Source organism: Candidatus Atribacteria bacterium, from assembly GCA_011056645.1.
Classification (GTDB): domain Bacteria; phylum Atribacterota; class Phoenicimicrobiia; order Phoenicimicrobiales; family Phoenicimicrobiaceae; genus Sediminicultor; species Sediminicultor quartus.
Genome location: DSEL01000070.1, coordinates 1 through 11,592 on the forward strand (window position 1 = coordinate 1; position 11,592 = coordinate 11,592).

General features: G+C 35.4%; 11 protein-coding genes. 6 read left to right on the forward strand and 5 right to left on the reverse strand.

The genetic code is table 11. From position 1 onward, the window contains the following. Nucleotides 1-89: 89 nt before the first annotated feature. From tsaE to groL, 6 genes are all read left to right on the forward strand, one after another. The gene (gene tsaE / locus ENO17_02865) at nucleotides 90-566 is read left to right on the forward strand and encodes a tRNA (adenosine(37)-N6)-threonylcarbamoyltransferase complex ATPase subunit type 1 TsaE (protein ID HER23978.1); all 477 of its coding nucleotides are present in this window, start codon (nucleotides 90-92) and stop codon (nucleotides 564-566) included. Next, entirely contained in the window at nucleotides 547-1,251 is a 705-nt protein-coding gene (gene tsaB / locus ENO17_02870) for a tRNA (adenosine(37)-N6)-threonylcarbamoyltransferase complex dimerization subunit type 1 TsaB (protein ID HER23979.1), read from the forward strand. The genes tsaE and tsaB overlap by 20 nt, the downstream gene beginning before the upstream one ends. Next, nucleotides 1,248-1,718: a ribosomal-protein-alanine N-acetyltransferase gene (gene rimI / locus ENO17_02875; protein HER23980.1), complete on the forward strand. Its 471-nt coding sequence runs from the start codon at nucleotides 1,248-1,250 to the stop codon at nucleotides 1,716-1,718. The genes tsaB and rimI overlap by 4 nt, the downstream gene beginning before the upstream one ends. A gap of 284 nt (nucleotides 1,719-2,002) precedes the next feature. Then, nucleotides 2,003-3,025, forward strand: a complete 1,023-nt coding sequence (gene tsaD, locus ENO17_02880; protein ID HER23981.1) for a tRNA (adenosine(37)-N6)-threonylcarbamoyltransferase complex transferase subunit TsaD — start codon at nucleotides 2,003-2,005, stop codon at nucleotides 3,023-3,025. Nucleotides 3,026-3,209: 184 nt separating this feature from the next. Next, the gene (locus ENO17_02885; GenBank protein ID HER23982.1) at nucleotides 3,210-3,518 is read left to right on the forward strand and encodes a co-chaperone GroES; all 309 of its coding nucleotides are present in this window, start codon (nucleotides 3,210-3,212) and stop codon (nucleotides 3,516-3,518) included. Between the two features lie 92 nt (nucleotides 3,519-3,610). Next, nucleotides 3,611-5,245 carry a chaperonin GroEL gene (gene groL, locus ENO17_02890; GenBank protein HER23983.1) on the forward strand — a complete coding sequence of 545 codons (1,635 nt, stop codon included), beginning with the start codon at nucleotides 3,611-3,613 and terminating at the stop codon, nucleotides 5,243-5,245. A 97-nt stretch (nucleotides 5,246-5,342) separates the two neighbouring features. Here the strand turns inward: groL and ENO17_02895 are convergent, their stop codons facing one another. The 5 genes from ENO17_02895 to gcvH form a co-directional block, all read right to left on the reverse strand. After that, nucleotides 5,343-6,704, reverse strand: a complete 1,362-nt coding sequence (locus ENO17_02895) for a sodium:alanine symporter family protein (protein ID HER23984.1) — start codon at nucleotides 6,702-6,704, stop codon at nucleotides 5,343-5,345. A gap of 299 nt (nucleotides 6,705-7,003) precedes the next feature. Next, complete coding sequence (gene gcvT / locus ENO17_02900) at nucleotides 7,004-8,122, reverse strand: glycine cleavage system aminomethyltransferase GcvT (protein HER23985.1); 1,119 nt, start codon at nucleotides 8,120-8,122, stop codon at nucleotides 7,004-7,006. A 16-nt stretch (nucleotides 8,123-8,138) separates the two neighbouring features. Next, nucleotides 8,139-9,644: a glycine dehydrogenase subunit 2 gene (locus ENO17_02905; protein HER23986.1), complete on the reverse strand. Its 1,506-nt coding sequence runs from the start codon at nucleotides 9,642-9,644 to the stop codon at nucleotides 8,139-8,141. A 12-nt stretch (nucleotides 9,645-9,656) separates the two neighbouring features. Beyond that, nucleotides 9,657-11,000 carry an aminomethyl-transferring glycine dehydrogenase subunit GcvPA gene (locus ENO17_02910; GenBank protein HER23987.1) on the reverse strand — a complete coding sequence of 448 codons (1,344 nt, stop codon included), beginning with the start codon at nucleotides 10,998-11,000 and terminating at the stop codon, nucleotides 9,657-9,659. Nucleotides 11,001-11,021: 21 nt separating this feature from the next. Further along, nucleotides 11,022-11,408 carry a glycine cleavage system protein GcvH gene (gcvH, locus tag ENO17_02915; protein ID HER23988.1) on the reverse strand — a complete coding sequence of 129 codons (387 nt, stop codon included), beginning with the start codon at nucleotides 11,406-11,408 and terminating at the stop codon, nucleotides 11,022-11,024. Between the last annotated feature and the right edge of the window lie 184 nt (nucleotides 11,409-11,592).

Below are 11,592 nucleotides of genomic sequence, written 5' to 3' on the forward strand. Positions count from 1 at the left end.
ATATTATAGTGTATCTTGAATTTAATACTAACGACTATTCACTATTCACTAACGACTAATTTTATTGATACATTGGAGAATTGATCAAGATGAATTTAACAATCATTACTAAAAGCCCTGAAGAAACAAAAAAAATAGGAAAGAAAGTAGGTAAATTAGCTAAACCGGGAGATTTAATTGCTTTTTACGGTGAACTGGGTGCTGGTAAAACCTGTTTCATTCAAGGAATATCTCAGGGGCTGAAGGTACAAGAATATGTTACCAGCCCTTCTTTTAATATTATCAATGAATATAAAGGAAAAATTCCCATCTTTCATTTTGATTTTTACAGAATTGATAAGGAGGAAGAAATATTAGGATTAAATTATGAGGAATATTTTTACGGAGAAGGCTTAACCGTTGTTGAATGGTCAGAAAAGGTTGAACAGTTTTTACCCCAAGAACACTTAAAGATCGATATCAAATTTAAAGATCGCTCTCAAAGATTAATTTCTTTTGAACCTCGAGGTGGTAGGTTTAATAACTTTATAGAGGAGTTAAACAGAAGTGAAAATATTAGGGATTGATACCTCAACTAAATTATGTAATTTAGGATTAATTGAAGATGAGGAAATCATTACAGAGTATAAGGTTAATGATTTAAGTAAAAGACATTCTTCTGTTTTAATACCGACTATAAAAAATTTATTAGAGATGGTAGACTTAAAAATTGAGGAAATTGATGGCATTGCGGTTTCCCTGGGCCCGGGTTCATTTACCGGACTCCGCATTGGTTTATCGGTAGCAAAGGGGCTGTGTTATGCCCGCTCATTACCTTTATTAGGGATTCCTACTTTAGATGCCATGGCTTTCCCCTTTAAAGAAATACCATATTTAATATGCCCTATTTTAGAATCCAAGAAAGATGAAATATATGATGCGGTATTTCGGGGAGGAGAATCCTTTCATAGGATAATGGATTATAAATGCGAAGACATTCAAAACCTTTTTTCCCGTCTTACCCTCTTAAAAGAAAAAATCATTTTTTGGGGAATTGCAACAAAAAAATATCGAGAATTTATTAAAGAAAAAATAGGTGAAAATGCTTTATTTATTGATTCACAATTAAACTTGTCGGTAGCCGCCAGTGTGGCATTTTTAGGTTTAAACAAGCTTAAAAAAGGGGAAAAAGATAATATTTCTACACTTTCTCCTTTTTATCTGAGAAAGTCCCAGGCTGAAATTATCTGGGAGAAAAAAAGTTGTGATTGATCATGATTAAGCCACATGATAACGCAAAAGTTATCCGTCCTATGGAAATAAAGGATTTAAAGAAAGTATTGGTAATTGAGAGACAATCTTTTTCCGCTCCCTGGACTCAAAGCCTGTTTTTTAGTGAATTAACTAACAATAGCTATGCAAGGTATTTTGTCTTAGAGAAAGACAATACGATAATAGGTTATCTTGGCCTTTGGCACAAGGAAAGAAGTTTTCATGTTACCAACCTTGCTGTTAGCGAAAAATTTCGTAGAAGAGGCTATGGAGAAAAATTACTGAAGTTTATTGAAAAAGAAGCGGCTATATTCGGAATCAAGAAAATATCTTTAGAGGTAAGAAGATCAAATTCTATTGCCCAAGATATCTATAAAAAAAATGGCTATAAAGTGATGGGTATTTTAAGAAATTATTATCAAGACGACAAAGAAGATGCCTTGGTAATGGAAAAGAAATTGAATTAAAAAACAAATATTTAGATAGTATATAGTAAAGAAAAATAGTTAATAGAGTTGAATATATTGCGGATATAATAAATATATAGCAAAAAATTATAAGCACGAAACTAAATGGATAACTGAACACTAAAAAATCACAAATTAATTTCTTTTTTCTAAAAAACCAAAAACCGATAATTTATGATTAATTCAATGATAGATCGGTAGACCAGAAATAATAGGCGAATTGGTAAATCGGTAAATTGATTAATTATTAAGTTCCATATTTTATCTAGAAAGGGAAAAATTATATGCCCGATTATGTACTGGGAATCGAAACTTCTTGTGACGAAACAGCAGCTGCTGTGGTAGAAGACGGAAAGAAAATTATTTCGAATATAGTCACATCTCAGATAAGTATTCATCAAAAATATGGTGGAGTAGTCCCCGAAATAGCCTCACGTAAACATATGGAGTATATCATCCCGGTAATTGATAAGGCTTTAGCTCAATCTGGAAAAAAGGTTACTGATCTCTCTGCAATTGCAGTAACTTATGGGCCAGGTTTAGTAGGATCACTCCTAGTAGGATTATCTGTCGCGAAAGCAATAGCTTATGCTCAAAATATACCTTTGATCGGAATAAACCACCTGGAAGCTCATATTTTCGCAAATCTATTGGAGCATCATGAAATAAGACCTCCTTTTATTTGCTTGATTGTATCTGGCGGGCATACATCTTTGTTAAACATAACCCGCTTTGGAGAATATAAATTATTAGGACAGACTAAAGATGATGCAGCAGGAGAGATTTTCGACAAAATAGCTAAGGTGCTGGGCTTGGGTTACCCCGGTGGGCCGATTACTGAAAAATTAGCCAGGGATGGAGTACCTTCTTCAATCAAATTCCCACGTCCTCTTTTAAATGATAAAACTTACGATTTTAGTTTTAGCGGCCTTAAAACTGCCGTAATCTACACTATAAAGGAGTTAGAAAAAGAAGATAAAAACATACCCGTTAAGGATCTATTAGCTTCTTTCCAACAAGCAGTAATTGATGTTTTGGTAAAAAAAACCATAAGAGCTGCAGTAGAATTTAGATCTAAACAGATTATCTTAGCTGGGGGTGTTGCGGCTAATAGCCTTCTAAGAAAAGAGATCACGGCAAAGGCAAATTTAGTAGATATAAAGGTTTTCTATCCCTCAACTTTTTTGTGTACTGATAATGCAGCTATGGTCGCTTCTGCTGGATATTATAGATTTAAAGAAAATATAAAATCATCTTTCAATCTGGATGCAATATCAAGATTACCATTAGAGAGAAAAAATAATTAAATAGAAGTAAAATAGCAATAAATAGATCATAATCACAATTTATCACGAAATATAGCGAAATATAGCCAATAAAGAGATTTGCTTTTCCTATTAAGTTTATATAATATAAGTAAGGTGATTTTAGCACTCTTACTATGAGAGTGCTAATTAATTTATAAATATTAAATATTATTAAAGGAGGTTACTGAACGTGAACGTAAAGGAATTAAAACCACTAGAAGATCGGGTATTGATAAAACCCATAGTCGAAGAGGAGAAAAGTAAGGGAGGAATTCTACTTCCGGATACTGTTTCTAAAGAAAAACCTCAAGTAGGGGAAGTCTTGGCAGTAGGACCTGGTGGCGCTAACAAAGAGGGAAAAATAATTCCCATGACCGTTAAAAAAGGAGATAAAGTAGTTTACGCAAAATATTCCGGAACAGATATTAAAGGGGATGACGATGAAGATTATCTCATTCTGAGCGAAAAAGATATTTTAGCCATCGTTAAATAATCAAGTATAAACACCCAGATTAAAATTAATTCGAAAACAATTTAATTATTAAAAAATATAAAGAGGTTAGATATAAAAGGAGGATAAAGTAAATGGCAAAACAATTTTTATTTGATGAAGATGCAAGAAGAGCCTTAGAGAAAGGCGCAAAAACCTTAGCGGACACCGTAAGGATTACCTTGGGTCCCAAGGGGAGAAATGTGGTTTTAGATAAAAAATTTGGTTCCCCTACCATTACCAATGATGGTGTTACTATTGCACGAGAGATTGATCTCGAAGATGCTTTCGAAAATATGGGAGCGCAGTTTGTTAAGGAGGTAGCAACCAAGACTAATGATATTGCTGGAGATGGTACTACTACGGCAACTGTTTTAGCCCAGGAGATTATTCATGAAGGTTTACGAAATGTAGCAGCTGGAGCTAATCCTATTATGGTAAAGAAAGGAATTGATCTAGCCGTAGAAAAAGCAGTCAGTGAAATAAAAAAATTAAGTATAGAAGTTAGTGATAAAGATTCTATATCTAATGTAGCTACTATTTCTGCTGCTGACAGGGAAATAGGAAACATCATTGCTGATGCAATGGAAAAAGTAGGAAAAGATGGAGTAATAACTGTAGAAGAATCTAAAACATTAGGAACGACTTTAGATGTAGTAGAAGGTATGCAGTTTGATAAGGGATATATTTCTCCCTATATGGTAACCGATGCAGAACGAATGGAAGCTATTTTAGATGATCCTCATATTTTAATAACCGACTCTAAGATAAGCAACATGAAAGGTTTATTGCCTATTTTAGAAAAAGTTGCTCAATCAGGTAAACCCTTATTAATTATTGCTGAGGATATCGAAGGAGAGGCTTTAGCTACTTTAATTGTTAATAAAATAAGAGGAACCCTAAATTGTGTTTCTGTGAAAGCACCCGGTTTCGGGGACCGAAGAAAAGAGATGTTAGCTGATATTGCTACAGTAACCGGAGGGCAGTTAATTTCTGAAGAATTAGGTCTAAAATTAGAAAATACAGAAATAAAAATGTTAGGATCTGCTCATCAAGTTAAGATAAACAAGGAAGAGACCATTATAGTCGGAGGAAAAGGAGATACAAAAGAAATCAAGAAAAGAGAAGCCCAACTTCGAATTCAAATAGATGATACTACCTCAGATTATGATCGAGAAAAATTACAGGAAAGATTAGCTAAATTAGTTGGCGGAGTAGCGGTTATTAAAGTAGGGGCTGCTACTGAAACTGAACTGAAAGAGAAGAAACATCGAGTAGAAGATGCCTTGTCTGCAACTAAAGCAGCGGTAGAAGAAGGTATTGTTGCCGGAGGCGGGACTGTTCTGGTTAACATTATTTCAGCCTTGGAAGATATGAAATTAGAAGGTGATCAGAAAATCGGTGCAAAAATTATCATCAAATCTTTAGAAGCTCCTACAAAGCAGATTGCCCAGAATGCTGGTTATGAAGGTTCGGTGATTGTAGAGCAATTAAAGGGCAAAGAAAAAGGAATCGGTTTTGATGCTACCTCTGGAGAATTTACCGACATGATCAAGGCGGGTATTGTTGACCCGGTCAAAGTGACCCGATCTGCTTTACAGAATGCTGCCAGCATAGGTGGAATGATTCTTACTACCGAATGTTTGGTTAGCGATAAACCTGAAGAAAAGAAAGATATGCCAGCTATGCCTCCAGGAGGAATGGGCGGCGGAATGGGCGGAATGTACTAAAGGTTCTTTATAGATAAAAGAGAATTTAGATAAAAAAATGGCATTTTGATTAGAAAATCAAAATGCCATTTTTTGCTTTCTTTACAGAAAATAAATCTTAACGGTTTAACAATTCAGGATTAGAAAAGTAATCTTTTAGTTCTTGAGCCATTACTCCGCTTAAGAAGAGCAAACCGATTAAGTTAGGAATAGCCATTGCTCCGTTAAGGGCATCAGTAAGCAACCAGACAAAAGGAACTTTTACTACAGCACCTAAAAAGGCAACTAAAACAAAAAGCCAGGCATAAGGTTTAACTATCATAGGACCGAGTATGAATCGAGCACATTGTTGGCCATAGAAACACCAGGTAATAATAGTAGAGTAACCAAATAATAAGGAACCAATGGCAACAATTGGACCTCCTACGCCCCCTAATACTGAGGAAAAAGCATGAGCAGTAAGGGCAGTACTGGTAAGGCCGGTTTCTAAAGATTTAGTCAGTACAATAACAATACCGGTCATAGAACAGATAATTAAAGTATCGATCATAACCCCGACCATAGCAATGGTACCCTGGCGTGCTGGATGAGGGGTTTTAGCAACAGCATGAGCCATACTGGCACTACCTAAACCAGCTTCGTTAGAGAATATTCCTCTTGCTACTCCGAATCTCATAGCTTGAGCTACGGTAGCCCCGGCAAATCCACCAAAAGCAGCCCTCCCAGTAAAGGCCGATTTAAATATCTCTCCAATAGCCCAGGGGAGAAGATTGATTTTAGCGATGATAATAATCAATGCCCCTATGATGTAAAAAATAGCCATAAAGGGGACTAATTTTTCAGTCACTTCCCCGATTCTTTTAATTCCACCGACAACAACTATCCAGGCTAAAAAGGCCAATACAATACCAGTAACTACTACCGGGATATTAAATACGCTATTCCCTACTAAGGCCATAGAGTTGGTTTGGACCGCATCTCCGATACCGAAAGCAGCGATTGCACCAAAGAAGGCAAAAAGCCAGCCTAACCATCCTTGCCCTAACCCTTTTTTGATAAAATACATCGAACCTCCGGCAAAGGCGCCGTCTTTATCTTTGATCCGGTATTTTACTCCCAGGGTAGCTTCACACATTTTAGTACACATTCCGAAAAGGGCAGTTATCCACATCCAGACTAATGCTCCCGGCCCACCGGCAGCAACTGCAGTAGCCACTCCGGCGATATTACCGTTTCCTACTGTGGCGGCAAGGGTTGAGGTAAGAGCTTGAAAAGGAGTGATGTCTCCTTCTTCCTTTGAGGAATCTTCTTTCTTAAAAGCACCTTTAAAGATTAATTTCCAGGCATAACCGGTATGTAAAAATTGCGGGAAACCTAATCTGATAGTTAAGAATATTCCAGTTCCTACTAATGCTATCATCATGGGTGGTCCCCAGACAAAATCATCAAGGATCGTCAAGAAATCCATAATAGCTGTCATAAATAAAAATCCTCCTACATTATATTATTAATACTTGAAAGATAGTTAAAAATTAAGGTAAGAATAATGTGTTATGCTAGAAATAAAATTAATAGTTTTTGTTCTGGTAATTTTAAGCAGGCACTTATTAAATAGGTTATCACCTCCTTATACGGTTATAAAGCAGTATTTTCATTGCATCACCTCACTGTCTATTAAAAAAATTTTCTATTGCTGTCATTTTTTGACTAATAATAATCTATTCGACAGTAAAGTTTAAAATCCTTCTTTTTTTGAGAAAAAAGTCAATTTATTTGTTTTTATCGTTTGTTAAATGGTTGTAGAAAAGGTGTTTTTACTACCTCAGCTTCAATCTCTTTATTTCTAATAACTATTTCTACCATGTTTCCCTTATCAGAAAAAGGTAGGTCCAAGAGAGCCATAGCATACACCTTTTTCAAAGAAGGACAATAATTTCCAGAAGTTATATATCCTATCTTTTTCCCCTCTTTCCTCACTTCCATTTTGCTTCTGGGGATACCACCTTGGGGGATATAAAGCCCTACTAATTTTCTGTGAACTCCTTTTTCCCGTATTTTAAGTAAAGCATCTTTTCCGATAAAATTTTCTTTTTCAAGTTTTACCGTCCAGCCTTGTCCGCTCTCCAGGGGATTTACAGTTTCATCGATATCATTACCATATAGCCAGTAACATACTTCAAATCTAGTGGTATCTCTTGCTCCCAATCCGCAAGGTTTTATTCCGAAATTTTGGCCTTCTTTGAGAACCCCTTGCCAGATAACTATGATATCTTCCGGCATAAAGGAATAGATTTCAAAACCATCTTCTCCGGTGTAGCCGGTTCGAGAAATAAGAATTTTTTTACCGAATAATTCCCCCATCATAAATTTAAAACGCCCCAATTCTTTAAGGGAAATTTCTCCCTTAAATAAAGTATCTAAAAGTTCACTTGCCTTAGGACCCTGGACTGCAACTTCTCCATAATTACGACTTTTATTTAATATTTCCACTTCAAAATTACCTTTATTTTTTACCACCCAATTATAATCTTTGATTGAATAATTCGGTGAGGCATTTATCACTAAAAGCACAAAATCCTCTTTTACTTTATAGACAAAAAGATCATCAACCTGGCCTCCGTGAGGGTAACATAAAGGAGAATATTTTATGTCCCCATCTTTCATTTTTATTAACGAATTGGTTACCAGATAATCAGCAAAGGGGAGGGCGTCTTTCCCGTGTAATTCTATTTCTCCCATATGAGATACATCAAAGATACCCACTTTTTCTCTGACTGCAAAATGTTCTTCTATGATACCTGTATATTGAACAGGCATATCAAAACCATCAAAGGGTATCATTCTTGCTTTTAATTTTAAGTGTTCCTCGTGGAGAGGAGTTAATAATAATTCTTCCATATTTTAGACCTCCCGATCAAAATTCAATATTTTCATTTTTGTAATTTAGTTCATCTTTGAGTTTCAATTCATCATCATAAGTCAAAATTGCTCTCTTTACCGCTAAAGCATCATTGGTCCTTCTAATGGGGGTGATATGAGGAGCAGTAGTTAATAAGTCAGGGTTTGTTTTAGCTTCATCAGAAATTTTTCTCATAATATCAATAAATCTGTCGAGCGTTTCCTTACTTTCCGATTCAGTTGGTTCTACCATGATAGTTTCTTCAGCATAAGGTTCAAAGTGCGGGAAATAAATAGTGGGCGGGTGCATGCCATAGTCCATGATTCTTTTGGCGATGTCTAAAGTTTTTACTCCATATTTTTTATATTCTCTTCCGGTAAGCGTACATTCATGTCCACAAAAACGGTCATAAGCTGGTTTATAATACTTCTTCAATTTAGTTAAGATATAATTAGCGTTGATTATACTGGTTTCTGAAACATCATAAAGACCATTTGGTCCCATACTAAGAATCCAGGCATAAGTTTTAACCAATACTGAAAAATTAGCCCAGAATGCCCTTACCATGCCAATACTCTTTTCTCCGGAATCTGAAAGATAATATTTTTTTTGATCAAGGTTAAAAGCAACATTTGGAGTGGGGAGGTAAGGGATTAAGGCTTTCTTCACTCCAATGACTCCAGCGCCGGGTCCCCCTCCTCCGTGAGGAGTAGAAAAAGTTTTATGTAGATTAAGGTGAACTACATCAAAACCAGCGTCCCCTGGTCTAATGATTCCCATGGAAGCATTAAGATTTGCTCCATCATAATAGAGAAGACCTCCCTTACTATGGACAATTCTTTCAATTTCTTCTATTCCTTCATCATATAATCCTACGGTATTGGGATTAGTCAACATTAATCCAACCGTATCTGTATCCATTAGTTTTTCTAATTCTTCAAGGTCTACTGTCCCTTTTTCATTTGATTTTACCTCCACGACCTGAAAGCCGCCCATCGCAGCTGAAGCAGGATTAGTACCGTGAGCAGAATCAGGAATGAGCATTTTGTGACGGATATCTCCGCGATCTACCAAATATTTTCTCATGATAAGAATACCGGTTAGTTCCCCATGTGCTCCCGCTGCCGGAGCCATGGTATATTTATCCATGCCGGTTATTTTACAAAGCAGTTCGTTTAAATTAAATATAATCTCCAAACAACCTTGTACAGTCTCTTCGGAAGCCAGGGGGTGAGCCTGTGTGAAACGATTTAGTGAAGCCAATTTTTCATTTATTTTGGGATTATATTTCATGGTACACGAACCCAAGGGGTAGAATCCATCGTCGAGTCCATAATTTAATTTAGAAAGTTTTGTAAAGTGTCTTACCACATCTACTTCTGATACTTCACAAAGCAATTTTTTATCTTTGCTAAGCGCATATTCTGGTAAACACTCTTCAATTCTAATATCACTATAGAGATCTTGAGGCAGAGAGTAACCGTCTCTACCTTTTATTGTTTTTTCAAATATTAGTTTCATTTCTGATCCTCCTTATTCCGAAAGAATCTTAGCAGCTTTGATTAGATCATCCCTGCTTAAGGTCTCAGTAACTGCAAAGAGTAAGACATTCTTTAGATATTCCTCTTGATAAAATTCATAAATCTTTAGGGGAGGAATAAAATTGTTTTCTAATAACTTTTTGTTTATTTTAGATATATCTTTTTTGCTTTTTAGCAAAAACTCATTATAAAAAGGGCAATCAAAGACTTTTTCAAATTGTCCCGATTTTAATAGTAAGCTTTCAAAATAATGAGCAGATTTTATATTGAGAAGAGAAATTTGATATAGACCTTCAGTACCCATCAAAGAAAGATAAATGTTTGAAGCCAGGACATTAAGATTGTGGTTAGTGCAGATATTAGAAGTTGCTTTTTCCCTCCTGATATCTTGTTCGCGAGCTCGCAAAGTCATTACAAAAACTCGTTTTCCTTCAACATCTACTGTTTCGCCGACGATCCTTCCGGGGATCTGTCTAATATATTCTTTCCTGGTTCCCAAATATGCATTATAAGGACCCCCATAATTTACATCCATTCCAAATGATTGGGCATTACCAACCACGATATCCACACCTATCTCTCCGGGAGCTTTTAAAATTCCCAAAGACATACTTTCGGTCACTACATTAATTAATAGTAAATTTTTAGAATGCACTAATCCGGAAATTTCAGCCAAATTTTCTATGCTGCCAAAAAAATTGGGACTTTGAATAATGATCGCTGCGACATCTTCTCCTATTAAACTGCTTAGTTTTTCCATGTCAACTAAGCCTTTTTTATTGGGTAGATCAATAATTTCGGTTTCATGGGGAGCCAAATAGGTTTTCACTGTTTCTTGATAATAAGGATGAAGTAAATTTGAAATTATGATCTTATTTTTATGGGTTAATCTTAAGGACATCAAAGCTGCCTCAGCAGTTGCTGAGGCAGCATCATAAATAGAAGGAATGATTACCTCCATCTTAGTAAGCCGGGAAATATAGCTTTGGAATTCGAATATAGACTGCAAGGTGCCCTGGCTCAATTCAGGCTGGTAAGGAGTATAGCAGGTCCAAAATTCTTCTCTTTGCATGAGAAATTTTACTGCTTCAGGAATATAGTGATAGTAAGAACCGGCGCCCAACAAAGACTTCATCGAGTAGAAATCAGCATTTTTCTTGGCAATATGAAAAATTTTATCTTCTAATCCTTGTTCTGATATTGCCTCTGGAATATTTAATTTATCTTTTAATCGGAGATTTTTAGGAATATTTTCAATTAGATCTTCAAAAGAAGAAACCCCTATCTCTTTCAGCATTTCCTTTTTCTGTTCTTTAGTTGCAGGGATGTATCTCATATTTATAATACCTCTATTCTTTTATTCTTTTCGATATTCAGAATATTCTTGAGCACTCATCAGGTTTTTTAGCTCATCCTTATTTTCTATTCTTATTTTAGCAATCCAACCTTCAAGGTAAGGTTCTTTATTGATAATAGAAGCGTCTTCAATAACCTTTATGTTGATCTCAGTCACTTCACCGCTTACCGGGATTTTTATATCAGATACAGCTTTTACCGATTCAATAGTTGTTAAGGTGTCATTTTGTTTCAAGTTGGTTCCTTTTTTAATTTTCTCCAGGTAAACAATATCTCCCAACTGGTCCTGAGCATAATCAGTAATTCCTATTGTACCAATACTATCTTCTACTTTTAACCATTCGTCACTCTTGGTATAATATAAATTTTCAATCACTTTATTAGCCATTTAATATATTTCCTCCATATTATTTTTTTCTTTTAATAAAGTTAAGTAAATTTCCACTGAAAATTTTTAATTACTTTCGATCACCACCTCCTTATTATTCAATCTTTCTTATTTTTATTCCAAATTCTGACTATTATATTCTATCTTCTGACTTAAAATTTCTATCGTACTATTTCTTTTTTAC

What these genes read in the sequence shown, in the direction of transcription:
- gcvT (HER23985.1), bottom strand. Translation starts at nt 8,122, where the DNA reads ATGGAAGAATTATTATTAACTCCTCTCCACGAGGAACACTTAAAATTA.
- groL (HER23983.1), top strand. Translation starts at nt 3,611, where the DNA reads ATGGCAAAACAATTTTTATTTGATGAAGATGCAAGAAGAGCCTTAGAG.
- tsaE (HER23978.1), top strand. Translation starts at nt 90, where the DNA reads ATGAATTTAACAATCATTACTAAAAGCCCTGAAGAAACAAAAAAAATA.
- gcvH (HER23988.1), bottom strand. Translation starts at nt 11,408, where the DNA reads ATGGCTAATAAAGTGATTGAAAATTTATATTATACCAAGAGTGACGAA.
- ENO17_02905 (HER23986.1), bottom strand. Translation starts at nt 9,644, where the DNA reads ATGAAACTAATATTTGAAAAAACAATAAAAGGTAGAGACGGTTACTCT.
- ENO17_02910 (HER23987.1), bottom strand. Translation starts at nt 11,000, where the DNA reads ATGAGATACATCCCTGCAACTAAAGAACAGAAAAAGGAAATGCTGAAA.
- ENO17_02895 (HER23984.1), bottom strand. Translation starts at nt 6,704, where the DNA reads ATGACAGCTATTATGGATTTCTTGACGATCCTTGATGATTTTGTCTGG.
- tsaD (HER23981.1), top strand. Translation starts at nt 2,003, where the DNA reads ATGCCCGATTATGTACTGGGAATCGAAACTTCTTGTGACGAAACAGCA.